This is a genomic window from Blastococcus carthaginiensis (genome assembly GCF_030731085.1).
GTDB classification, from domain to species: domain Bacteria; phylum Actinomycetota; class Actinomycetes; order Mycobacteriales; family Geodermatophilaceae; genus Blastococcus; species Blastococcus carthaginiensis.
In genome coordinates this window covers 105067-127734 of record NZ_JASNFN010000014.1, presented here as the reverse complement: position 1 = coordinate 127734, position 22668 = coordinate 105067, and the positions used below count along the sequence as shown (strand labels likewise).

Sequence of the window (22668 nt, the reverse complement as noted above, 5' to 3'; positions counted from 1 at the left end):
TCGAGGAGCCGCATGCCCCGCCCGCCGTCGCAGTCCCCGAACTTCTCGTCGGTCGCGGACGTCAGCAAGCGGCTGTCCACCGCCGGCTACCTGCCCGACGCCCAGATCGCGACGACGGTCTTCCTCGCCGACCGCCTGGGCAAGCCGCTATTGGTGGAGGGGCCGGCGGGCACGGGCAAGACCGAGCTGGCCAAGGCGCTGGCCGCCGCCACCGGGTCCGAGCTCATCCGGCTGCAGTGCTACGAGGGTCTGGACGAGGCCCGCGCGCTGTACGAGTGGAACTACAAGAAGCAGCTGCTGCGCATCCAGGCGTCGCAGGCCGAGGGGGGCGCGGACTGGGACACCGTCCACGACGACATCTTCGGCGAGGAGTTCCTGCTCGCCCGGCCGCTGCTCACCGCGATCCGTCGCACCGAGCCGACCGTGCTGCTCATCGACGAGACCGACAAGGCCGACGTCGAGGTGGAGGGCCTGCTGCTGGAGGTGCTCAGCGACTTCCAGGTCACCATCCCCGAGCTCGGCACGGTCACCGCGACCCGCCGGCCGACCGTCGTCCTCACCTCCAACGCCACGCGTGAGCTCTCCGAGGCGCTCAAGCGGCGCTGCCTGTACCTGGCGCTGGACTACCCGAGCGCCGAGCGGGAGCGGGAGATCGTGCTGTCCCGCGTGCCCGACCTCGCCTCGGGGCTGGCCGACCAGCTGGTCGCGACGGTGCGGGCGCTCCGCGGGCTGGAGCTGAAGAAGTCGCCGTCGATCTCGGAGACCCTCGACTGGGCGCAGACGCTGCTGGAGCTCGGTCTGGACACCCTCGACGAGCCGGCGATGGCCGCGACGCTCGGCGTCGTGCTCAAGCACGCCAGCGACCAGACCCGGGCCGCGGCCGAGCTGCGGCTGAACTGATGCACGCTGCTCCGCAGGGGAACCCGACGGAGCCCGGGGGGCTCGTCGGGCACCTGGACGGGTTCGTGCGGGCGGTCCGCGAGGCCGGCATCCCGGTCGGCATCAGCCAGGCCGTCGACGCCGCGGAGATCCTCACCGTCGTGGACCTGCTCGACCGCGAGCAGCTGCGCCACGGGCTGGCCGCGGTGCTGCTCCAGCGGGCGGCCCAGCGCGATGCCTACGACGTCCTGTTCGACCTGTGGTGGCCGCTGGGCGACCGGCCGGCGCCGGAGGCGGAAGACGGCGACGGCGCGGGCGAGCCGGGGGAGTCCACGCTGGACGTGCCGGACGACGCCGCGCTCGCCGAGCTCATGCGGGCCGAGCTGCTGCGGCTGCTGACCGACGGCGACCCCGAGGCCCTGCGCCGGTTCGCGCGGGACGCCGTGGACCAGCTGGGCCAGGGGCAGCCGACGCCCTCGGGGCAGTCCTACTTCAGCTACCGGGTGATGCGGGCGCTCTCGCCGGACACGCTGGTGGCGCAGCTGCTCGCCGGGCTGCTCGGTGACGGCGGGCGCGGCGGGCTGGCCGAGCAGGTGGCGCGGCAGACGGTGCGCGACCGGCTGGCGGCCTTCCGGACGGCGGTCGAGGCCGAGGTGCGCCGGCGCACGGCGGCGGAGAAGGGGCGCGACCGGGTGGCGAAGAACGCCGTCCGGCCGCTCGCCGACCAGGTCGACTTCCTGCGCGCACAGTCGGCCGATCTGGCCGAGCTGCGGCGGTCGGTGGCCCCGCTGGCCCGCCGGCTCGCCGTCCGGCTGTCGGCCCGCCGGAAGATGGGGCGCCAGGGCCGGCTGGACTTCCGCAAGACCGTGCGCGCCTCGCTGGGCACCGGGGGCGTCCCCGTCGTCACCCACCACCGGCCGCGCAAGGTGCACAAGCCCGAGCTGGTCGTGCTCTGCGACATCAGCGGCTCGGTGGCCGGCTTCAGCCACTTCACGCTGATGCTCACCCAGGCGCTGCGCGAGCACTTCACCGGCGTGCGGGCGTTCGCGTTCGTCGACTCCACCGACGAGGTGACCCGGTTCTTCAGCCCGGGGGTCGACGTCGCCGACGCGATCGCGCGGATCGGCCGGGAGGCGCAGGTCGTGGGCTTCGACGGGCACAGCGACTACGGCACCGCGTTCGAGGTGTTCGCCGACCGCTGGACCTCGGCGATCGGGCCGAAGACGTCGCTGCTGGTGCTCGGCGACGGGCGCACCAACTACCGGCAGCCCGGGGTCCCGGTGCTGGCCGGGCTCGTGGGCAAGGCCCGCTCGGCGCACTGGCTGAACCCCGAGCCGCGCCGGCTGTGGGGCAGCGGCGACTCCGCGGCCGAGCGGTACGGCGAGGTGATCGACATGGTCGAGTGCCGCAACGCCGCGCAGCTGGCCGACTTCGTCACCACGCTCTGATCTCTCGACGTGCTGGCACGTCGAGAGATCGCGAGAGCGACCTGTCACCGTGCCGACCGGGCGACCTGTCGCCGTGCCGCCGTGCCGCCGTGCCGACCGGGCGACCTGTCGCCGTGCCGCCGTGCCGCCGTGCCGACCGGGCGACCTGTCGCCGTGTCGCCGTGTCGCCGTGTCGCCGTGTCGACGTGGCGGCAGCCGGCCGGTCCCGCACGGGGCCGGTCCTCCCGGCGCCCCCCGGCGCGGCCCGGATACGCTCGGCCGGTGGCGGGGCGACGAGTCGGCGTGATGGGTGGGACCTTCGATCCCATCCACCACGGGCACCTGGTCGCCGCCAGCGAGGTGGCCGGGCTGTTCGGGCTCGACGAGGTCGTGTTCGTGCCCACCGGCGAGCCGTGGCAGAAGAGCGACGAGCAGGTCAGCCCGGCCGAGGACCGCTACCTCATGACCGTGATCGCGACGGCGTCCAACCCGCGGTTCTCCGTGAGCCGGGTCGACATCGACCGGGGCGGTCCCACGTACACCTTCGACACCCTCACCGACCTCCAGGCCCAGCGCCCGGGGGCGGAGCTGTTCTTCATCACCGGCGCCGACGCCCTGGCCCAGATCATGACCTGGCGCGACGGCGCCCGGTGCTTCGACCTGGCCCACTTCATCGGCGTGACGCGGCCGGGGTACACGCTGGCCGACAGCCACCTGCCCGAGGGCGGGGTCAGCCTCGTGGAGATCCCCGCGCTCGCGATCAGCTCCAGCGACTGCCGCGATCGCGTGGGCCGCGGGATGCCGGTCTGGTACCTCGTGCCCGACGGCGTCGTCCAGTACATCGAGAAGCGCGGCCTCTACCGGAGCACCGCGCGGCGCCCGGCCACCGGGCTCGTCCGCGACGACCGCCCGGCGGGCGACCGCCCCACCTACGATCGCCCGCCGGCCGGGCCGGGGACCACCCCCGGACCGTCCGGCTCGCGCACCCCACCCACGACGTCCCACCTCCAGGAGGTGCCCGAATGACCGCCTCGCCCGAGGCCCGGGAGACCGCGCTGCGCGCCGCCCAGGCAGCCGCGGACAAGCTGGCCACCGACGTCACCATCGTCGACGTCAGCGATCGGCTCGCCATCACCGACGCGTTCGTCCTCGCCTCCGCACCCAACGAGCGGCAGGTCCAGGCCATCGTCGGCGAGGTCGAGGAGCGGCTCCGGGAGCACGGCGTCAAGCCGGTCCGCCGCGAGGGCGTCGCCGAGGCCCGCTGGGTGCTGCTGGACTTCGTCGACGTGGTGGTGCACGTGCAGCACGCCGAGGAGCGGGCCTACTACGCCCTCGAGCGGTTGTGGAAGGACTGCCCCGCCATCCCCTTCACCGACGCTGCCCGTCCCGCGTCCGGCACGGGTGACGCGGCAGACCCCGGCTCCCCGTCCGTCGCGGAGACGGCCGGCCAGTGACGGCCCCGGCCCTGCCCGAGCTGCCGGTGACCCGACTGGTCGTCTGGCGGCACGGGCGGACCGGGTGGAATGCGGCCGGACGGTTCCAGGGGCAGCTCGACCCGCCGCTGGACGACGTCGGGCGGGCCCAGGCGGCCCACGCCGCGCCGCACCTCGTGGCGGCCGCCGGGCTCGGGAAGCGGTCCACCGCGGTGGTCGCCAGCGACCTCGGCCGTGCGGCGGACACCGCCCGGGCCCTGACCTCGCTGCTGGACGTGCCGCTGCGGCTGGACTCCCGGCTGCGCGAGCACGGCATGGGCTCCTGGGAGGGCCTGACCAGGGACGAGGTCGCCGACCGGTACCCCGACCAGTACGCGGACTGGCTGGCCGGGCGCCCGGTGCGCGGCCGCGGCGGTGAGGAGGCCCCGGCGGTCGTCGCCCGGGTGCTGGCCGCGCTCGCCGACCTGCCGCCGGCCGACCTGGCCGTGGTGGTGACCCACGGTGGTACCAGCGGCCGGATGATCGAGACGCTGCTGGAGCTGGGCCCCGACCACCGGCGGGTGTTCGGGCCGCTGGGCAACTGCGCGTGGAGCGAGCTGGCCCGGCAGAGCGGCCGGTGGCGGCTGCTGCGGCACAACGCATCGGCCGGTCCGCTCCCCGAGGGGCTGGCCGCACCCGGCCCGGAGCGGCTCCGCGCCGACCCCGAACAGGGCGCTCCCGGCGCGGCCGGTGACCGGCCGGGCGACGGTCCGGCCCAGGACGCCGACGCGGTCGGCTGACCGGCCGGCGCCACCGCGCAGGGCCCCGGGGCGCGGCGGCGGTTAGCCTCGCCGAATGCCCGTCGCCGTCCTCGCCGATTCGACGGCCTACCTGCCGCGCGCGCTCGCGGACGAGCTCGGCGTCCGGGTAGTCCCGCTCTACGTCGTCCTGGCCGGCCGGTCGGGGCGCGAGGGCGAGGACGTCAGCTCCGAGGACGTGGCGAAGGCGCTGTCGACGCGGGGCCAGCGGGTGTCGACGTCGCGGCCCACGCCGGGGGACTTCGTCGCCGCCTACCGCGCCGCGCTGGACGGGGGAGCCGACCGGATCGTGTCGGTGCACCTGTCCGCCGAGCTCTCCGGCACCTGGGACGCCGCCCGCGTCGCCGCCTCGCAGGTGGGGGAGCACATCGTCTCCGTCGTCGACTCCCGCTCGGCGGCCATGGGCACCGGCTTCGCGGTGCTGGAAGCAGCCCGGGCGGCCGCCGGGGGTGCCGACGGCGACACGGTGCGGCGGATCGCGGTGGACGCCGCCGCGCGCACCCGCACCCTGTTCGTGGTCGACACGCTGGAGCACCTGCGCCGCGGCGGGCGGATCGGCTCGGCGGCCGCCGTCCTCGGTTCGGCGCTGGCGGTCAAGCCGGTGCTGCACGTGGTCGACGGCCGGGTGGTGCCGCTGGAGAAGGTGCGCACCTCGGCGCGGGCGCTGGCCCACCTCGTGCAGCACGTCGTCGAGCACGCGGGGGAGCGGGAGGTGCGCCTCGCCGTGCACCACCTCGCCGCCGCCGAGCGCGCCGACCGGCTGGTGGCCGAGCTGCGGGCGCGCGTGCCCCGGCTGCGCGAGCTGCACGTGAGCGAGCTCGGCGCCGCGATCGGCGCGCACGTGGGGCCCGGAGCTGTCGGGGTGGTCGTCTCCACGGGTCCCGAGCCGGCGGAGCCACCGGCCGGCGACGCGGGCGAGAGCGCGGGCTGATCGCGAACGGGGCGGCACCGGCACAGGGTGCCGAACCGCCCGCGGATCGGGCCCCGGTCCGTCCACAGCCGGGCCGCTCGTCCACAGATCCGCCGTGACCGGGTGCGGCGGGGGTGGGGCTCCCTAGCGTCGCCGGGGTGCGCCTCCTTGCCCGCCGCGACGACGACGCCGACGTCATCCGCGCCCGGCTGCGCGCCGTCCTGGCCGAGCCCCGGCCGGCCCCGGGCGGCTGGCTGCCCGACGACGAGGACGGGCCCGGGTGGCCGGCCGACGACCGGATCACCGTGCCGGTGGACCCCGATCTCCCGCGGGACCGGCCGGCCGGGGGAGGACGGCACCGCGCACCGGGCTCGACGCCGCGCTGGGACGCCGGCCGCATGGGCGGCCGGGCCGTCTGGGCGGCTGCCGTCGTGGCGGTCCTGCTCCTGCTGGCCTGGACGTGGGCGGACCGGCCGCGGGTGGAACCGGCGGCGGCGCCCGCGCCCGTGACGGCCGCGCCGGGCACTCCCGCCCCCACCGGGCCGCCGGCGGGGGAGCCGGCCCGTACGTCCTCGGCCGTGGTGGTCGCCGTGGTCGGGCAGGTGGCGCGGCCCGGTCTGGTGACGTTGCCCGCCGGCGCGCGGGTCGCGGACGCGATCGCAGCCGTCGGCGGGCTGCTGCCCGACGCCGATCCCGCCTCGGTGAACCTGGCCGCGCCCCTCTCCGACGGGCAGCAGATCGCGGTCGGGGTGCCCGGTGCGGTGGCTGGGGGACCGCAGACGGCCGCGGCCCCCGGTGCGGCGGGTGCCGGGGGCCGCGTGGACCTGAACACCGCCGGGGTCGCGGAGCTCGACGCGCTCCCGGGCATCGGGCCGGTCCTGGCCCAGCGGATCGTCGACCACCGCACGCGCACCGGGGCCTTCGGCAGCGTCGAGGAGCTCGACGAGGTGCCGGGCATCGGCCCGGCCAAGGCCGCGGAGCTCGCCGAGCTGGTGCGGGTGTGAGCACCGGGCCGGACCGCCGGCGGGTGCTGGACCTGCGGCTCTGGCCGCTCGCGGGTGCCGTGTGGGGTACGGGCCTGGTGGCGCCCCTGCTGCGGTGGTCCGCGCTGGCGCTGATCGCGGGGGCCGCGCTCGGTGCGGCGGCGCTCCTCGCGCGCACCCGGGGCCCGGCGGCGACCGTCGCGCTCGTCGTCCTGGCCGGGGTCGCGGTCGGCTCCGGCACCGCGGCCGTGCGGGAAGCCGCCCGGGAGGCCTCCCCGCTGCAGGCGGCGGCCGAGGCGGGCCGGGAGGCGGAGGTCGTCCTCACCGTGCGCGGCGATCCCCGGGTGCTGGCGGGCGGCGCCGGTGGGCCGCGCGTGCTCCTCGAGGCCGATGTCACGGAGCTCCTCGACGGCGGCACCGTGCACCACCTGGACGACGCGGTCCTGGTGTTCGCGGACGCCGAGGGCTGGGCCGGTCGGCTGCCCGGGCAGCAGCTGCGGGTGCGCGCCGGCCTCGGGCTGCCCGGGGTCGGCGACGACGTGGTGGCGGTGCTGTCCGCACGCGGCCCGCCGGAACCGGTCGGCGGACCGGGGACGGTCCAGCGCGTGGCGGGCGACCTCCGGCACTCCCTGGGTGCCGCCTCGGAGCGGGTGCTCGACGACCGGGCGGGTGGACTGCTGCCGGGGCTGGTGGTCGGCGACACCAGCCGGATGGACCCGGTGCTGGACGAGGAGTTCCAGCGGGCCGGCCTGGCCCACCTGACCGCCGTCTCCGGCGCCAACGTGGCGATCGTGGTCGCCGGGGTGCTCCGCCCGCTGCGGCGCCGCGCCGTCGACCGACGGGGCCAGGCGCTGGTGGGCGGGCTGGCGCTGGTCGGCTTCGTGGTGCTGGCCCGGCCGAGCGCGAGCGTGCTCCGGGCGGCCGCCATGGGCGCGGTCACGCTGCTCGCCCTCGCCTCCGGCCGGCCGCGTGCGGCGCTGCCGGCGCTCGGTGCGGCGGTGACCGTGCTGCTCCTGGTCGAGCCCGGGCTGGCGAGGGACCCGGGGTTCACGTTGTCCGTGGTGGCGACGGCGGCCATCGTGTTGCTGGCCCCGCCGTGGGCACGCCGGCTCCGCGGCCACGGCTGGCCCGCGTGGCCGGCCGACGCCGTGGCCGTGAGCGCGGCCGCCGGGCTCGCGACCGCCCCGGTGCTCGCCGGTCTGACCGGCACGGTGAGCCTGGTGTCGCTGCCGGCCAACCTGCTTGCGGCGCCGGCGGTGCCCGCGGCGACGGTCCTCGGGCTGCTCGCCGCCCCGGCCGGCCTGGTGCTGCCCTGGGCCGGGGACGCGCTGGTCGGGCTCGCCGGGTGGCCGGTGCGCTGGATCGTGCTCGTGGCGCAGCGGGCCGCCGCGGCGCCGGACGCCGTCGCCGGCTGGCCGGCCGGCACGGTCGGGGCGCTGCTGCTCGCCGTGCTCCTGCTGGGAGCCGGTTGCCTGCTGTGGCGCTTCCCGCGGGTGCGGCCGCTCGCGCTGGCGGCCCTGGTCGCGCTGGTGGTGGTGGGCTGGCCGCTGCGCCAGGGCCTCGACGGCTGGCCGCCGGACGGGGCGCTGGTCGTGGCTTGCGACGTCGGGCAGGGCGACGGGCTGGTGCTCCCCCTCGGCGACGGGCAGGGGGTGCTCGTCGACGCCGGCCCGGACCCGGCACCGATCGACCGCTGCCTCGACCGGCTGGGCATCGACGGGCTGCCCCTCGTGCTGCTGTCGCACCTGGACGCCGACCACGTCGGCGGGCTCGCCGGCGCGCTCGACGGCCGCACGGTGGGCGTGGTGGCCACCGGCACCCTGTCCCCGGCCGACGACCGCGCCCCGGGCGTCGACGCCCTCGTCCGGCGGGCCGGCGGCACGCGCGAGGTCCTCGTCCCGGGGAATCGCCGCAGCGTGGCCGGGGTCGGCGTGGAGGTGCTCGCACCGGACCCGCGCCGGGCCACCGCGGCGGCCGACCCCAACGGGATCTCCCTGGTCGCCCGGGTGACCGTCGGCGGGCTACGGCTGCTGCTCACCGGCGACATCGGCGCCGACGAGGAGGCCGCCCTGCTGCGCACCGGCGCCGACCTGCGGGCCGACGTGCTCAAGGTGCCGCACCACGGCAGCGGCGACGCCGACCCGGACTTCCTCGCAGCCACCGGGGCCCGAAGTGCGCTGATCTCCGTCGGGACCGGCAACGGCTACGGGCACCCGGCACCGCGCCTGCTCGGCTGGCTGGCTGACGCCGGCATCCGCGTGCACCGCACCGACCGGGACGGCGACCTCGCGGTGGTCGGCACGGCCGGCGACTGGGGGATCGCCGCGCGCGGCACGGACCCCGGCGGCCAGGCCGCACCGCCCGGCTCCAGGCTCCCGGACGCACTCCCGGACGCGCTCCCGTCAGCCCGGGCGGTCGCCACGGACCGTCGGTGCCGCGTGGGACCATGCGGAGGTGCCTGCCGCCCCCGTCGAGCCCACGTCGCGCCTCCGGGTGGTGATCGGCGAGGAGGAGCTGCTGCGCTCCCGCGCCGTCGCGGCCGTGCGCCGGGCGGTGCTCGCCCGCCACCCCGACGGCGAGGTGCACGAGCTGGCCGCGATGGGCCTGCCGGTCGGCGAGCTGGCCGACGTGCTGGCGCCGTCCCTGTTCGGCGGTCACCGGCTCGTCGTCGTCACCGGGGTGCAGGAGGCGGCCACCGCGCTGGCCGACGCCCTCGCCGGCTACGCCAAGGAGCCCGACCCCGATCTGACGCTGGTCGTCGTGCACTCCGGCGGCAAGCGGAACGAGGCGCTGGTCAAGGCGTTCAAGGCCGCCGGTGCCGCGGTCGACGAGTGCCCCAAGGTCTCCTCCGTCGGCGACCGCATCGCCTTCGTGCGCAACGAGGTGCGCCAGCTGGGCGGTCGCATCACCCCCGACGCCGTCACGGCGCTCGTCGACGCGATCGGCGCCGACCTGCGGTCGCTCTCGGCCGCGGCCGGGCAGCTGGTCTCCGACTTCGGCGGCAGCATCGACGCCGACGACGTCGCCCGGTTCCACCGCGGCCAGGCCGAGGTCACCGGGTTCACCGTGGCCGAGCGCGTGCTGACCGGTGACCGTGCCGGCTCCATCGAGATGCTGCGCTGGGCCCTGGAGCGCGGCATCGCCCACGTGCTCATCGCCGACGCGATCGCCGACGGGGTCCGCACCGCCGCGCGGGTGGCCTCGCTGAGCTCCAGCAACCCCGGTGACCTCGCCCGCACGCTCAAGATGCCGCCGTGGAAGGTCAAGAAGGCCCAGGCGCAGGCGCGCGGCTGGAGCATTGAGGGGCTGCAGCAGGCCCTCGGCGTGGCCGCCGACCTCAACGCCGACGTCAAGGGTGTCGCGGCCAGCGCCGACTACGCGCTCGAGCGGGCCATCCGGCGCATCGTCACCATCCGCGCCGAGACCGGTCGCGGGCGGGTGCGCGCCGGGCGCTGAACCGGTACGGCCGCGTCCGGCTGAGCGCCCCCGTGCAGGACGAGGAAGCGGCGTCCGAGGGAGGTCACGGGCACTCCGTCAGGGCAGCGGGCTGGAACGCGACGAGCCCCCGTCCCCGCGAGGGGAGGGGGCTCGTCGTCGAGCGCGCCCGGGTGGGCGCGGGCCGGTCAGAGATCGGCGGTGAGCTTCGCCAGACCCGACTTGCGGTTGGCGGCCTGGTTCTTGTGGATGACGCCCTTGCTGGCGGCCTTGTCCAGCTGCTTGGCGGCGGCCTGGTAGGCAGCGGTCGCAGCCGCGGCGTCCCCCGACTCGGCGGCGGTGCGCACCCGCCGGACGGCCGTCTTCAGGGCGGACTTGACGGCAACGTTGCGCTGGCGCGCCTTCTCGTTGGTCTTGATCCGCTTCATCTGGGACTTGATGTTCGCCACGCGTGAGCCTCGGTGTCTCGACAGGAGGGAGTACTTCTGACAGTCGTTCGTGCGTCCGGGCGGCGTGCGCCACAGGACCGGCCTGCAAAGATACCAGCGTCCCGTCGGCCACCCCAACCCGCCGTCCGGCGACGTCCCGCACACCTCGTGCGACCCGGCGACCGCGCCCGCCTACGACCCGGGGCGCGGACGTGGGACGATGGCGGCACTGTGACGACTCCTGCTGCCACCGATCCGGCCCGCATCCGGAACTTCTGCATCATCGCCCACATCGACCACGGCAAGTCGACGCTGGCCGACCGGATGCTCGAGGTCACCGGAATCGTCGAGGGCCGGAACATGCGCGCCCAGTACCTCGATCGCATGGACATCGAGCGCGAGCGCGGCATCACCATCAAGGCGCAGAACGTCCGTCTGCCGTGGACGCCGCGGACCGGCGAGGACACCGGCACCGAGTTCGTGCTCGACATGATCGACACCCCGGGCCACGTCGACTTCACCTACGAGGTGTCCCGGTCGCTGGCCGCCTGCGAGGGTGCGGTGCTGCTGGTCGACGCGGCACAGGGCATCGAGGCCCAGACGCTGGCGAACCTGTACCTGGCGCTGGAGAACGACCTCACGATCATCCCGGTGCTCAACAAGATCGACCTGCCGGCCGCCCAGCCGGAGAAGTACGCCGCGGAGATCGCGCACATCATCGGCTGCGACCCCGACGACGTCATGCGGGTCAGCGGCAAGACCGGGGAGGGCGTGCCCGAGCTGCTCGACCGGATCGTCACCGACATCCCCGCTCCGACGGGCGAGGCCGAGGGGCCGGCGCGGGCGATGATCTTCGACTCGGTCTACGACATCTACCGCGGCGTCATCACCTACGTCCGCGTCGTCGACGGCCGCATCGCCGCCCGCGAGAAGATCAAGATGATGTCCACCGGCGCCACGCACGAGCTGCTGGAGATCGGCGTCATCTCGCCCGAGCCCAAGCCGGTCGGCTCCCTCGGCGTCGGCGAGGTCGGCTACTTCATCACCGGCGTGAAGGACGTCCGCCAGTCCCGCGTCGGCGACACGGTCACGCTGCAGCACAAGCCCGCGACGGAGTCCATCGGTGGGTACCGCGATCCCAAGCCGATGGTCTACTCCGGCCTCTACCCGATCGACGGCAGCGAGTACCCGCTGCTGCGCGAGGCGCTGGACAAGCTGCTGCTCAACGACGCCGCGCTGGTCTACGAGCCGGAGACCTCGGCGGCTCTGGGCTTCGGCTTCCGCGTCGGCTTCCTGGGCCTGCTCCACCTGGAGATCGTGCGCGAGCGGCTGGAGCGCGAGGCGGGCATCAGCCTGATCTCGACGGCGCCCAATGTCGTCTACCGCGTGATCATGGAGGACGGCACCGAGCACACGGTGACCAACCCCAGCGACTGGCCCGAGGGCAAGATCGACAAGGTCTACGAACCGGTCGTCAACGCCACGGTCATCGCGCCCAGCGACTACACCGGCGCCATCATGGAGCTCTGCCAGGGCCGCCGCGGGCAGCTCGGCGGGATGGACTACCTGAGCGAGTCCCGGGTCGAGCTGCGCTACACGCTGCCGCTCGGCGAGATCATCTTCGACTTCTTCGACGCGCTGAAGTCCCGCACCCGCGGCTACGCCTCGCTGGACTACCAGGAGGCCGGCGAGCAGGAGTCCTCGCTGGTCAAGGTGGACATCCTGCTGCAGGGCGAGGCCGTCGACGCGTTCAGCGCGATCGTCCACAAGGACAAGGCCTACAGCTACGGCGTGATGATGGCCGGCAAGCTCCGCGAGCTGATCCCGCGGCAGCAGTTCGAGGTGCCGATCCAGGCCGCCGTCGGTTCCCGGGTCATCGCCCGCGAGACGGTGCGCGCCATCCGCAAGGACGTCCTCGCCAAGTGTTACGGCGGTGACATCACCCGCAAGCGGAAGCTGCTGGAGAAGCAGAAGGAGGGCAAGAAGCGGATGAAGATGGTCGGCCGCGTCGAGGTCCCCCAGGAGGCGTTCGTCGCCGCCCTCTCCACCAACGAGTCCACCGCGTCGGCCAAGCCGAAGTGAGCGGAGTGGACGGCGACGTCCAGTAGCAGGCCGGAGGCCGCTGCGAGCGCCGAGGCCCGCGCCGTCGCCGGCTGAGGAGATCGGCGCGCTAGTGTCCGCCGCGACGGCCGGGGGAGTCCCGCCGCGACGGGAGGACGTCATGCTGCTGCGCCGGACCGCCGTGCCGCTGCTCGCGCTGGCACTGCTCGCCGGCCCGGTGCTCGCCGCCTGCGGTTCCGACGAGCCCGCCGAGTCGGCGGACGCCCTGCTCGAGCGGGCCAAGCGGACCCTCGACGAGGCGGAGAGCGCGCACTTCGTGCTGGGCAGCGAGGGGGCGCCGAGCAGCGGCACCGTGCTGGTGGGCGGGGAGGGCGACATCGCCCGGCCGGCGTCCTTCGACGGGACGCTGCAGGTGCTGGCGCTCGGGTCGAGCCTCGACCTCGAGGTCGTCTCGGTCGACGGCACCGTCTACGCCCAGCTGCCCTTCACCAGCGGCTTCAGCGTCATCGACCCCGCGCAGTTCGGCATCGGTGACCCCGGCGCGCTGCTCGACCCAGAGACCGGCATCTCGCAGCTGCTCGTCGAGGCGGAGTCGGCCGAGCTGGGGGAGGAGCGGCGGGTGGACGGCACGGTCGTCCGCGAGGTGACCGCCGAGCTGCCCGGCGACCTGGTGCAGCAGATCCTCACCAGCCAGGACCCGTCCCAGCCCGTGCAGGCCAGGTTCTCCATCGCCACCGACGGCGGTGAGCTGCGCCGCGCCGAGCTGACCGGCCCCTTCTTCGAGGCCGGCACCGACGCCACCTACACCCTCGAGCTCAGCGACTTCGGGGCCGATGTCGAGATCACCGCACCGGCCACCGGCTGAGGCCGGCGCCCGGGCGGTTCCCGGGGCCGCCGCGATCGTCCTCGCCACCCTCGCCGTGCTGGTCACGGCCGCCGACACCTACGTCGTCGTCCTGGCACTGCCCGACATCCTCACCGGGATCGGGGTGGGGCTGGACGAGCTGCAGAAGGCGACCCCCATCGTCGGCGGCTTCCTGCTCGGCTACACCGCCACGCTGCCGCTGCTGGGCCGGCTCGCCGACCTGCGCGGGCGGGCACCGGTGCTCATCGGCTGCCTGCTGCTGTTCGCCCTCGGCTCGCTGCTGACGGCGACGGCGGAGACGCTGGGCCCCGCCGTGGCCGGCCGCGGGCTGCAGGGGATCGGCGCGGGTGGCCTGGTGCCCGCCACGCTCGCGCTGGTCGCCGACCGGTGGCCACCCGAGCGCCGGGCGGTCCCGCTCGGCGTCGTGGGCGCCGTGCAGGAGGCGGGTGCGGTCCTCGGCCCGCTGGCCGGCGCGGCGGTGCTCGCCGTCGCTGACTGGCGCGCGATCTTCTGGCTCAACCTGCTGCTCGGGGTGGCACTGGCCGCCGGCGTCGTCGTCACCGGGCGGGTCAGGCGACCGGATCCGGCCGCACTGGTGCTCGCCGCGCTGGCCGTCACCGCGCTGGGGCTGCTGCTCGCCGAGCCGCCCGCGCTCGCCGAGGACGTCACCCTCGGCCTGCTCTACGTGCCGCTGCTCGACGGCGCGGCGTGGACGGCGCCCCTGCTGCTGGCCACCGTCCTGCTGGCGGTGCTCCTGGTCGCACGCAGCCTGCTGCACCCCGCGGGCGCGGTGCTGCCGCTGCGCGGATCCGGCCGGCTGGCACGGGAGGTGGACGTCGTCGGCTCGCTGCTGGCCGTCGTCTCGCTGGGCGCCCTGGTGTGGGCGTTCGCCGCCGCCGACCCGGCCCGCCAGGTGGTCGCCCACGGGTGGGTGCTCCTGCCGCTGGCCGTCGTCGCCGGTGCCCTGTTCGTGCTGCACGAGCGGCGCACCGCGGAGCCGGTGCTGCCGCTGGCGGCGCTCCGGCCGGTCGGGGCGTGGGGGGCGCTGCTGGTCAACCTGTTCGTGGGTGCCGCGCTGGTCGCCGCGCTCGTCGACGTCCCGCTGTTCGCCCGGGCGACCACGACGCCGGGCGACCAGCTGGGGGCAGCGCTGGTGCTCCTGCGGCTGCTGGTCGCCGTGCCGGTGGGTGCGGTGGCCGGGGGCTGGCTGTGCCGGGTGGTGGCCCCCCGGGTCGTGGCCGGGGCGGGGATGGCCCTGGCGGCGGCGGCCTTCGTCGCGATGACCGGGTGGGACGAGCGGTCGCTGGACGGCGCGTGGTCCACCGTCGTCCTGGTCGCGGCGGGCCTCGGGTTCGGGCTCGCCATCGCGCCGGTGAACGCGGTGCTGCTGGCGGTCACCCCGCCGCGGGTGCACGGGAGCGCGAGCTCGCTGGCCGTCGTGGCGCGCACCGTCGGCATGCTGGCCGGGCTGTCGCTGCTCACCGCCGTCGCGCTGCGCCGGTTCACCGCCGAGGTGGCGGCGATCGGCACCCCCATGGAGCTCTGCCCCGCGAGCCCGGCCGACTGCGCGGCCTACGACGCCGCCACCGAGGCGGCGGTGCTCACCCAGCTGCACACAGTGTTCGCCGGTGCCGCGGTCACGGCCGGGCTGGCCGCGGTGGCGGCCCTGGTCCTCCTGCGCGGTGCTCCGGTGAGGGGCACGGCACACGTTCGCTGACGTGTGCCATGGTGGAGGGGAGCCCCCCCGGCTCCCGGACGAGCGGTGCCGTACCCGGTGTGCGACAAGACGGCGCCAGAGGAGCCCGCGATGTCGTGGTTGGTGCTGGTGCTGTCCGGGGTGCTGGAAGCGGTGTGGGCGGCGGCGCTCGACCGTTCCCACGGCTTCACCCGGCTGGTGCCCTCGGTGGTCTTCGGCGTCGCGCTGGTCCTGAGCATGGGCGGGCTCGCCTTCGCCATGCGCGAGCTGCCGCTGGGCACCGCCTACGCCGTGTGGGTGGGCATCGGCGCGGTGCTCACCGTCGCCTACGCGATGGTCACCGGCGCGGAGCCGGTCTCGCTGGTGCGGGTGCTGCTGCTGGCCGGCATCGTCGGCTGCGTCGTCGGGCTCAAGGTCGTGAGCTGAGCCCGGTCAGCCCCCGGAGGCGACGGTGAAGTGGGTGACGGTCACCTCGCGGTCGACCAGGAAGCGGTCGTCCTCGGGGTAGAAGACGGCGCGCCCGATCTCCTCACCGGCGAACCCGCGGATGACGTCCTCGTCGTCCCAGAAGCTGAGGGTCACGACCTCGGTGCGCCCGTCGCCGAGGTCGCGGGTGAGCATGTGCGCGCCGCGGTTCCCCGGCGTCTGCCGGTACCCGGCCATACCGGTGCGCTCGATGTACTCGACGTAGGCGTCGCGGTCCTCCGTGCGGACCCATCCGCGCCACATCCGGGCGATCACCGGCGGCCTCCTCAGAGCGTGAAGACGATCTTGCCGTTGGTGCGCCCCTCGAGCATCCGCGCGAAGCCCTCGCGGGCCTCCGCCAGCGGCAGCTCGACGTCGATCTGCGGGCGGACGCCGGTGACGGCGCACATCCGGATCAGCGCCTCGAGCTCGGACTTCGTGCCCATGGTCGACCCGATGACCGACAGCTGGGTGAAGAACACCCGGTTGAGCTCCGCGCCGGGGTTGAAGCCGGTGGTGGCGCCGGAGGTGACGAGCACGCCGCCGGGCTTGAGCGACTTGATGCTGTGGCTCCAGGTGGCCTCGCCGACGGTCTCCATGACCCCGTCGACCCGCTCGGGCAGCCGGGCACCGCTCTCGAACGCCTGCTCGGCGCCCAGCGCGAGGGCTGCGGCACGCTTCTCCTCGCTCCGGCCGGTCACCCAGATGCGGTAGCCGGCGGCGCGGCCGAGCACGATGAGCGCCGTCGCCACCCCGCCGCTGGCGCCCTGCACGAGGACGGTCTGGCCGGGACGCAACCCGGACTTCACGAACAGCATCCGGTAGGCGGTCAGCCATGCCGTGGGCAGGCAGGCGGCCTCGGCGAACGAGAGCCCGGCCGGCTTGGGCAGCAGGTTGCGCCGGGGGACGGCGACCTTCTCCGCCATCGAGCCCTGGTGCACCTCCGACAGCAGCGACCGCTTCGGGTCGAGCGTCTCGTCGCCCATCCAGTCGGGCGTGGAGATGACGCCGTGGACGACGACCTCGTTGCCGTTCTCGTCGATGCCGGCGGCGTCGGTGCCGAGGATCATCGGCATCCGCTCGGCGGGCAGGCCGATGCCCTGGAGGCTGAACAGGTCGTGGTGGTTCAGCGACACCGCCTTGACCTGGATCGTCGTCCAGCCGTCCGGGATCTCGGGCTCGGGGCGCTCACCGATCTCCAGCACGGAGAGCGGGTCCTTCGGGGCGGGCGTGGAGACGAAGGCAGCCAGCATGATCGGGACGCTATGACATGGCCGGTCCGCGGGCGACACGGACCACCGGCCAGAGGGGTCAGCCGCAGACCATCCGCTGCCGGCGCAGCTCGCTCTCGGCGGGGTCGACGGTGACCAGCCGGCCCACCGCCACGTCCGGCACGACCAGCCGGATGCCGCCGGCGACCCGGGCGGCGCGGACGTCGAGGTACTCGGTGCACCCGCCGTGGTCGAAGACGTGCTGCTCCACCGGCCCGGTGCCGTGCCACACCATGCCCACCACCGCGTAGCCCTGCCGGTCGGGCAGGCCGACGGGGGAGGAGCAGGTCAGGGGGAGGACACCGCTCGCAACCGCGGAGTGCAACGCGTGCAGCCGGGCCCGCACCCGGTCCTCGGTGGTGCACTCGTAGAGGATGCCCTCGCCGCCGCCGGGGAGCGGGCCGCCGACGAAGAAGTCGGTGACGCCGAAGGCCGGCTCGGTCGGCGGGTCGAAGACCTCCATGACGCTGTGCAGCGTGTGCCCGGTCCGGCGGTCGGTGCCGTCCAGCCCGCTGCTGGCGAAGCCGATCCGCTCCTCCGTCGCAGCCGCGGCCGTGCCCGGGGCCACCAGCCCCGCCGTGGCCGCCAGCAGCAGCACGGTCAGTCCCCGCCGGAACGTCGACGTCCTCATGCCGGTCCTCCTCGCCCCCGGGCCACGGCTCCTCCGCGCCCGTCGTGCGCGGGAGCGTGGCAGCGGAGGCCCCGGCGTGCCAGGCCCGGGCGCGCCCGGCAGTCGACGGCTCCGGCGCGTCGCGCGGGACTCGCCGCGACGACTCCCAGCGGACGACGGCTCGGGTCCGCTTCCGCGCCCCGGTCCGCTCCTCGCTGCATGCTCCCGGGGCTGTCAGCGGACGACGACGACGTGCTCCCCGCGCGGCACGAACTCGCCGATCACCGGGGAGCCGGCGATCTCCCCGGCCAGCAGCAGCCCGCCGGAGGTCTGGGCGTCGGCCAGCAGGAGCGCCTCGTCCTCGTCCACGGCGGAGAGGTCGGCGTGCGGGCGCACCCAGTCGAGGTTGCGGCGCGTGCCCCCGGAGACGAAGCCGGCGGCCAGCGCCTCCCGCGCCCCGGTCAGGTACGGGACGGCGGCGGCGTCGACGACGGCGGTGACCCCGCTGGCCCGCGCCATCTTGTACAGGTGGCCGAGCAGGCCGAAGCCGGTGACGTCGGTGCCCGCGCGGATGCCGGCGGCGACCGCGGCCCGGCCGGCCTCGCGGTTGAGCGCGGTCATCGCGGCGACCGCCTCCTCCGACACCTCGCCGGTGGCCTTCATGCGGCTGTTGAGCACCCCGACCCCGAGCGGCTTGGTGAGGGTGAGCGGCGTGCCCGCCACCGCCCCGGCGTTGGTGATGAGCCGGTCGACGTCGACCACGCCGGTGACCGCCATGCCGTACTTCGGCTCCGGGTCGTCGATCGAGTGACCGCCGCCGACGTGGCAGCCGGCCTCCTGGGCCACCTCGAGGCCGCCGCGCAGCACCTCGGCGGCGAGCTCCGCGGGCAGCACGTCGCGCGGCCAGCCGAGCAGGTTCACGGCGACGACGGGGGTGCCGCCCATCGCGTAGACGTCGGAGAGCGCGTTCGCCGCGGCGATCCGGCCGAAGGTGTACGCGTCGTCGACGACCGGGGTGAAGAAGTCGGTGGTGAGCACCAGGCCCTGCCCGCCGGGGATGCGGACCACGGCCGCGTCGTCGCCGTCGTCCAGCCCGACGACGAGCTCGGCGGCCGGGTCGACCGGGCCCTGCGCGGTCAACCCGGCCACCACCGCCTCGAGCTCACCGGGCGGGATCTTGCAGGCGCACCCCCCGCCGTGGGCGTACTGGGTGAGCCGGATGCGCGCGGGTGCGGTGGTCACGCGCCCGAATCTAGGCCCGGCCGCCGGGGAGCACCCGGAGCCGGGGTGGCGCCGGGGGCGGCGAGGTGCGCGGCAGCTTCCGCCCGGCCGGGTGCCCGGCCGAGGACGGCGCGCCGACGCCGGCCAGGTCGCGCCGGGGGGCGGGCTCGCCGGTGACCTCGGCGGCGCCGATGCGGTCCTCCCGGAACCAGCGCAGCTCCTGGCGCTCCCGGCACCAGGCCAGCAGGAACTCGTGGGCGCCGGCGCGGACCAGCAGCTGCGGCTCCACAGCCCGCTCCGACCAGCGGCCCTCGCGGTCGCGGTACCCCAGCACGAGCACCCGCCGTTCGGTGAGCCCCCGCTCCACGCGGCGGCGCACCTCGGCGTCGCGCGCGGCCTCGGCGGCCAGCCGGCGGCTGCTCGCCAGCAGCCGCGCGCGCTGGGCCGGGTCCGGCTCCAGCGCCGTCAGCACCTTCTCCAGCGCGGTCCGGCCCGCCTCCGCGTAGGGGCCCTCGGGCCGTGCGGCCAGCGCGGCGGCGACGGCGGCCGCCTCCTCGGGCGTGAGGGCGACCGGCGGCAGCGTGGCGGGGGTGCGGGGCTCGGTGCGGTTCACGCCGCGGATGCTGGCACCGACCTCCGACAGTTCCACCCCGTAGGCTGCCGGGCGGAGGCGTCAGGGTGTCTGGTGGCCCCCGCGGCCTCTAAAGCCGACGTGGCCGAGCATCTCGGCCAGGCGGGTTCGATTCCCGTCCGCCTCCGCCAGCTCCCGCCCCGCACCTACGCTGCGGGGCGATGACGACCGACCCGCGCCGCCAGGTGCCCCGCACCGACACGCTGCTCGCCGACCCCCGACTGGCCGGGGCCGGGGAGCGGCTGGGGCGCGTCCTGGTCAAGCGCGCCGTGCAGCGCGTCCAGCAGCGGATCCGGGCGGGCGAGGTCGCGCCCGGCGCCGCCGTCGACGCCGTCCTCGCCGACCTCCCGCCCGTGGCCGGGAGCCTGCGCCCGGTGCTCAACGCGACCGGTGTCGTGGTGCACACCAACCTCGGCCGCGCGCCGCTGTCTGCGGCCGCGGTCGAGGCGGTGGTCGCGGCGAGCGGCACCACCGACGTCGAGCTCGACCTGCGCACCGGCCGCCGCGGCCCGCGCGGGGAGGCGGCGATCGCGGCGCTGCTGGAGGCGGTCCCGGCCGCGGAGGCCGCGCTCGTGGTGAACAACTGCGCCGCTGCGCTCGCGCTGGTGGCCACCGCCCTGGGACAGGGCCGCGAGCTGGTGCTCGCCCGCGGGGAGCTGGTGGAGATCGGCGACGGGTTCCGCATCCCCGAGCTGCTCGAGAGCACCGGCGCCCGGCTGCGCGAGGTCGGCGCCACCAACCGGGTCGCGCTCGCCGACTACCGCGACGCCCTGGGACCGGGCACCGGCGCGGTGCTCAAGGTGCACCCGTCGAACTTCGTCGTGCGCGGCTTCATCCGGGCGGTGGAGGTCGGTGAGCTCGCGGCGGCGCTCCAGGGCACCGGGGTGCCGCTGGTCGCCGACGTCGGCTCCGGCCTGCTCCGGCCGCACCCGGTACTCCCGGACGAGCCGGACCTGCAGACGACGCTCGCCGCCGGCGCCGACCTCGCGCTCGCCAGCGGTGACAAGCTGCTCGGCGGGCCCCAGGCGGGCCTCGTGCTCGGCCGGGCAGAGCTCGTCCAGCGACTGCGCCGCCACCCGCTCTACCGGGCGTTCCGGGTCGACAAGACGACGCTGGCCGCCCTCGAGGCGACGCTGCGCGGCCCGCTGCCGCCGGTGCAGCAGATGCTCGCCGCCGATGTCGCCGACCTGCGGGAGCGGGCGCGCGCGCTCGCCGGCCGCCTCGTGGCCGGGGGCGTGGCCGCCGACGCGGTGGACGCCGACTCGCGGGTCGGCGGGGGAGGGGCGCCCGAGCACCCGCTGCCCGGCGCCGCCGTCTCGCTGCCGCCGGAGTTCGCCGAGCCGCTGCGGCTGGGCGCGACCCCGGTCGTCGGCTACGTCGAGGACGGCCGCACGCTGCTCAACCTGCGCAGCGTCCCGCCCGGCGCCGACGACGCCCTCGCCGACGCCGTGCTGGAGGTGGCCCGCCGGTGGACGTGACCGCGCCCTGTCCCGCCGGTATGGACGTCATCGCGACGGCCGGCCACGTCGACCACGGCAAGTCGGCGCTCGTGCGGGCGCTCACCGGCATGGAGCCCGACCGATGGGCCGAGGAGCGCCGCCGCGGGCTCACCATCGACCTGGGCTTCGCGTGGACCACGCTGCCCTCGGGACGCCGGCTCGCGGTCGTCGACGTCCCCGGCCACGAGCGCTTCGTCGGCAACATGCTCGCCGGCGTCGGCCCGGTGCCGGCCGCGCTCGTCGTCGTCGCGGCCGACGACGGCTGGTCGGCGCAGACCGCCGAGCACATCGGCGTCCTCGATGCGTTGGGGGTGCGGCACGCGCTGCTCGCCGTCACCAAGTCCGATCTCGCCGACCCGGCACCCGTGCTCGCCGACGTGCGCGAGCGGCTCGCCGCGACGTCGATGGGCGAGGTGCCCGGGATCCCGGTCAGCTCGGTCACCGGGCAGGGCGTGCCGGAGCTGACGGCCGCGCTGGAGCACCTGCTCGGCGCACTGCCGGCCCCGGACCCCGACGCGCCGGTGCGGCTGTGGATCGACCGCGCCTTCACCATCAGGGGCGCCGGCACGGTCGTCACCGGCACGCTCGCCGCCGGGGCCGTCGCGGCCGGCGACCGGTTCGTCCTGGGCGACCGGGAGGTGACCGTGCGGGGCGTGCAGTCCCTCGGCGAGCCCGTCGAGCGGGCCGCGGCCACCGCGCGCGTGGCGCTCAACCTGCGCGGCGTCGCGGTCGAGGAGCTGACCCGGGGCGACGCGCTGCTCACGCCCGAGGCGTTCCGGCTGACCGACGTCGTCGACGTGACGCTGACCGGGGTGCCCGACGAGCGGTTGCCGGCCGGCCCGGTGGTGCACGTCGGCTCCGCGACCGTGGGCGCCCGCCTGCGCCCGCTCGACGGCGCGGCGGTGCGCCTGCGCCTGGCCTCGCCGCTGCCGCTGCGGATCGGCGACCGGCTGCTGCTGCGCGACCCCGGTGCCCGCCGGGTGCTCGGTGCCGACGTGCGCGACGTGGACCCGCCCGAGCTGCGGCGCCGCGGCGCCGCGCGCCAGCGGGCCGCCGAGCTCGTCGCCCAGCCGGACGGGTCGGACGGCGCGTCCGCCGCCCTGGCCCGCCGCCGCATCGTCCGCGCCGCCGACTTCGCCGCGATGGGCTGGCCGGTGCCCGCCGGGGCGACGCGGAACGGGCCGTGGCTGCTGGCCGCCGGGCTCGCCGACGAGCTCGCCGCCCGGCTGCCCGAGGTCGTCGCGCGCTACCGGCGCCTGCGGCCGCTGGAGCCCGGGCCGCCGGCCGAGGTGGTGCGTCGGGCGCTGGAGCTGCCCGACGCGGAGCTGGTGCCCGCCCTCGTCCGCGAGCCGCTGGTGCTGCGGGAGGGGCGGGTCGTCGACGGCGCGGCCGAGCTGCCGCCGGAGGTGCAGCGGGCGGTCGACGCGGTCCGCGCGCGGCTGGCCGCGGACCCGTTCGCGGCCCCGGAGGCCCCGGACCTGGTGGCCGCCGGGCTGGGTGGCCGCGAGCTCGCCGCCGCCGTGCGGAGCGGGCAGCTGGTGCGGGTGGGGGAGGGCGTGTACCTGGCGCCGGGCATCGAGGCGGTGGCCCGGGAGCGGCTCGCCGCGGTGCCGCAGCCGTTCACCCTCAGCCAGGCCCGCCAGGCGTGGGGCACCAGCCGCCGGGTCGCCGTCCCGCTCATGGAGTGGCTGGACGGCCGGGGCGTCACCCAGCGGCTGCCGGACAACACCCGCCGCCTCCGGTAGGTGCACCTCGGGCGGAGTCTGCCTCTGAGTGCCAGGGCACTCAGAGGCAGAGCTCCGTCGGCAGTAGATCTCTGCTCACCCGGGGAGGGCAGAGATTTACTGCCGACCGAGGAACGCTGTGCCGTGGATCCCCACGTCCGGTGGCGGACTGCAACGCGGCGGTGACACACGTGGAGGCACCAGGGCGTGGCGCCGTCCCCGTCCAGCGGACGAGTGCCCGAAGGCCCCTCGGCCAGGCCCTCCCTACCTACCATCCGTGCCTCGCATGGACCCGCACCCACGCGCGCGGCCAGTCGAGGGGGTGTCCGGCCC

The 22668-nt window shown here is 76.1% G+C and carries 20 protein-coding genes, 1 tRNA gene, 1 pseudogene and 1 riboswitch; of the genes and pseudogenes, 16 read left to right on the top strand and 6 right to left on the bottom strand.

All coding sequences use genetic code 11. The annotated features are described in order from the left end of the window. Positions 1 to 12: 12 nt before the first annotated feature. The 9 genes and pseudogenes from QOZ88_RS13775 to holA all read left to right on the top strand — a co-directional run bounded on the left by QOZ88_RS13775 (position 13) and on the right by holA (position 9885). Positions 13 to 900: an AAA family ATPase gene (locus QOZ88_RS13775; RefSeq protein WP_091933046.1), complete on the top strand. Its 888-nt coding sequence runs from the start codon at positions 13 to 15 to the stop codon at positions 898 to 900. Beyond that, positions 900 to 2327: a vWA domain-containing protein gene (locus QOZ88_RS13770; RefSeq protein ID WP_306000319.1), complete on the top strand. Its 1428-nt coding sequence runs from the start codon at positions 900 to 902 to the stop codon at positions 2325 to 2327. The genes QOZ88_RS13775 and QOZ88_RS13770 overlap by 1 nt, the downstream gene beginning before the upstream one ends. Before the next feature lie 261 nt (positions 2328 to 2588). Then, a complete protein-coding gene (gene nadD / locus QOZ88_RS13765) occupies positions 2589 to 3332 on the top strand; it encodes a nicotinate-nucleotide adenylyltransferase (RefSeq protein WP_306000318.1) in 744 nt (247 codons plus the stop codon). After that, positions 3329 to 3760: a ribosome silencing factor gene (gene rsfS, locus QOZ88_RS13760; protein ID WP_306000317.1), complete on the top strand. Its 432-nt coding sequence runs from the start codon at positions 3329 to 3331 to the stop codon at positions 3758 to 3760. Before nadD ends, rsfS begins: the two co-directional genes overlap by 4 nt. Beyond that, positions 3757 to 4518 carry a histidine phosphatase family protein gene (locus tag QOZ88_RS13755; protein ID WP_306000316.1) on the top strand — a complete coding sequence of 254 codons (762 nt, stop codon included), beginning with the start codon at positions 3757 to 3759 and terminating at the stop codon, positions 4516 to 4518. The genes rsfS and QOZ88_RS13755 overlap by 4 nt, the downstream gene beginning before the upstream one ends. Positions 4519 to 4573: 55 nt before the next feature. Beyond that, positions 4574 to 5467 carry a DegV family protein gene (locus QOZ88_RS13750; protein WP_306000315.1) on the top strand — a complete coding sequence of 298 codons (894 nt, stop codon included), beginning with the start codon at positions 4574 to 4576 and terminating at the stop codon, positions 5465 to 5467. A gap of 137 nt (positions 5468 to 5604) precedes the next feature. Further along, positions 5605 to 6450 carry a ComEA family DNA-binding protein gene (locus QOZ88_RS13745; protein ID WP_306000314.1) on the top strand — a complete coding sequence of 282 codons (846 nt, stop codon included), beginning with the start codon at positions 5605 to 5607 and terminating at the stop codon, positions 6448 to 6450. 689 nt (positions 6451 to 7139) lie between these two features. Continuing rightward, a pseudogene (locus QOZ88_RS23205) lies at positions 7140 to 8498 on the top strand (ComEC/Rec2 family competence protein); the annotation flags it as partial. A gap of 385 nt (positions 8499 to 8883) precedes the next feature. Further along, on the top strand, positions 8884 to 9885 hold the full coding sequence (holA, locus tag QOZ88_RS23200) for a DNA polymerase III subunit delta (protein ID WP_406568226.1): 1002 nt from the start codon (positions 8884 to 8886) through the stop codon (positions 9883 to 9885). Between the two features lie 167 nt (positions 9886 to 10052). Here the strand turns inward: holA and rpsT are convergent, their stop codons facing one another. Continuing rightward, positions 10053 to 10313 (bottom strand): 30S ribosomal protein S20, encoded by a 261-nt coding sequence (rpsT, locus tag QOZ88_RS13730; RefSeq protein WP_306000311.1) that lies wholly within the window; start codon positions 10311 to 10313, stop codon positions 10053 to 10055. A 210-nt stretch (positions 10314 to 10523) separates the two neighbouring features. Here rpsT and lepA point away from each other — a divergent pair, with 210 nt between their 5' ends. From lepA to QOZ88_RS13710, 4 genes are all read left to right on the top strand, one after another. Continuing rightward, on the top strand, positions 10524 to 12374 hold the full coding sequence (lepA, locus tag QOZ88_RS13725; RefSeq protein ID WP_306000310.1) for a translation elongation factor 4: 1851 nt from the start codon (positions 10524 to 10526) through the stop codon (positions 12372 to 12374). 139 nt (positions 12375 to 12513) lie between these two features. Continuing rightward, complete coding sequence (locus QOZ88_RS13720; protein ID WP_139206296.1) at positions 12514 to 13218, top strand: LppX_LprAFG lipoprotein; 705 nt, start codon at positions 12514 to 12516, stop codon at positions 13216 to 13218. After that, on the top strand, positions 13187 to 14935 hold the full coding sequence (locus QOZ88_RS13715) for an MFS transporter (protein WP_306000309.1): 1749 nt from the start codon (positions 13187 to 13189) through the stop codon (positions 14933 to 14935). Before QOZ88_RS13720 ends, QOZ88_RS13715 begins: the two co-directional genes overlap by 32 nt. 14 nt (positions 14936 to 14949) lie before the next feature. Then, a riboswitch (guanidine-III (ykkC-III) riboswitch) is annotated at positions 14950 to 15014 on the top strand. 11 nt (positions 15015 to 15025) lie between these two features. Continuing rightward, positions 15026 to 15340, top strand: coding sequence for a DMT family transporter (locus QOZ88_RS13710; protein ID WP_306000308.1), 315 nt, complete (start codon positions 15026 to 15028; stop codon positions 15338 to 15340). Positions 15341 to 15346: 6 nt separating this feature from the next. Here QOZ88_RS13710 and QOZ88_RS13705 read toward each other — a convergent pair whose 3' ends face one another. The 5 genes from QOZ88_RS13705 to QOZ88_RS13685 all read right to left on the bottom strand — a co-directional run bounded on the left by QOZ88_RS13705 (position 15347) and on the right by QOZ88_RS13685 (position 19094). After that, the gene (locus QOZ88_RS13705; RefSeq protein ID WP_306000307.1) at positions 15347 to 15655 is read right to left on the bottom strand and encodes a hypothetical protein; all 309 of its coding nucleotides are present in this window, start codon (positions 15653 to 15655) and stop codon (positions 15347 to 15349) included. Between the two features lie 11 nt (positions 15656 to 15666). Then, positions 15667 to 16632: a zinc-binding dehydrogenase gene (locus tag QOZ88_RS13700; RefSeq protein WP_306000306.1), complete on the bottom strand. Its 966-nt coding sequence runs from the start codon at positions 16630 to 16632 to the stop codon at positions 15667 to 15669. 58 nt (positions 16633 to 16690) lie between these two features. After that, positions 16691 to 17281: a hypothetical protein gene (locus QOZ88_RS13695; protein WP_306000305.1), complete on the bottom strand. Its 591-nt coding sequence runs from the start codon at positions 17279 to 17281 to the stop codon at positions 16691 to 16693. 213 nt (positions 17282 to 17494) lie between these two features. Further along, on the bottom strand, positions 17495 to 18502 hold the full coding sequence (gene selD / locus QOZ88_RS13690) for a selenide, water dikinase SelD (protein ID WP_306000304.1): 1008 nt from the start codon (positions 18500 to 18502) through the stop codon (positions 17495 to 17497). Between the two features lie 10 nt (positions 18503 to 18512). Beyond that, complete coding sequence (locus tag QOZ88_RS13685) at positions 18513 to 19094, bottom strand: helix-turn-helix transcriptional regulator (protein ID WP_306000303.1); 582 nt, start codon at positions 19092 to 19094, stop codon at positions 18513 to 18515. 53 nt (positions 19095 to 19147) lie between these two features. Between QOZ88_RS13685 and QOZ88_RS13680 the strand changes: the two genes are divergently transcribed. The 3 genes from QOZ88_RS13680 (at position 19148) to selB (ending at position 22356) form a co-directional block, all read left to right on the top strand. Then, positions 19148 to 19243 (top strand) — tRNA-OTHER (locus tag QOZ88_RS13680). Between the two features lie 30 nt (positions 19244 to 19273). Beyond that, entirely contained in the window at positions 19274 to 20590 is a 1317-nt protein-coding gene (gene selA, locus QOZ88_RS13675) for an L-seryl-tRNA(Sec) selenium transferase (RefSeq protein ID WP_306000302.1), read from the top strand. Beyond that, the gene (selB, locus tag QOZ88_RS13670; protein ID WP_306000301.1) at positions 20587 to 22356 is read left to right on the top strand and encodes a selenocysteine-specific translation elongation factor; all 1770 of its coding nucleotides are present in this window, start codon (positions 20587 to 20589) and stop codon (positions 22354 to 22356) included. Before selA ends, selB begins: the two co-directional genes overlap by 4 nt. Positions 22357 to 22668 lie beyond the last annotated feature (312 nt).

Excerpts from the sequence above, each read along its gene's own strand:
- QOZ88_RS13750 (WP_306000315.1), top strand. The coding sequence starts at position 4,574 with ATGCCCGTCGCCGTCCTCGCCGATTCGACGGCCTACCTGCCGCGCGCG.
- QOZ88_RS13695 (WP_306000305.1), bottom strand. The coding sequence starts at position 17,281 with ATGAGGACGTCGACGTTCCGGCGGGGACTGACCGTGCTGCTGCTGGCG.
- selA (WP_306000302.1), top strand. The coding sequence starts at position 19,274 with ATGACGACCGACCCGCGCCGCCAGGTGCCCCGCACCGACACGCTGCTC.
- QOZ88_RS13715 (WP_306000309.1), top strand. The coding sequence starts at position 13,187 with ATGTCGAGATCACCGCACCGGCCACCGGCTGAGGCCGGCGCCCGGGCG.
- QOZ88_RS13720 (WP_139206296.1), top strand. The coding sequence starts at position 12,514 with ATGCTGCTGCGCCGGACCGCCGTGCCGCTGCTCGCGCTGGCACTGCTC.
- QOZ88_RS13775 (WP_091933046.1), top strand. The coding sequence starts at position 13 with ATGCCCCGCCCGCCGTCGCAGTCCCCGAACTTCTCGTCGGTCGCGGAC.
- QOZ88_RS13700 (WP_306000306.1), bottom strand. The coding sequence starts at position 16,632 with ATGCTGGCTGCCTTCGTCTCCACGCCCGCCCCGAAGGACCCGCTCTCC.
- QOZ88_RS13710 (WP_306000308.1), top strand. The coding sequence starts at position 15,026 with ATGTCGTGGTTGGTGCTGGTGCTGTCCGGGGTGCTGGAAGCGGTGTGG.
- rsfS (WP_306000317.1), top strand. The coding sequence starts at position 3,329 with ATGACCGCCTCGCCCGAGGCCCGGGAGACCGCGCTGCGCGCCGCCCAG.
- QOZ88_RS13770 (WP_306000319.1), top strand. The coding sequence starts at position 900 with ATGCACGCTGCTCCGCAGGGGAACCCGACGGAGCCCGGGGGGCTCGTC.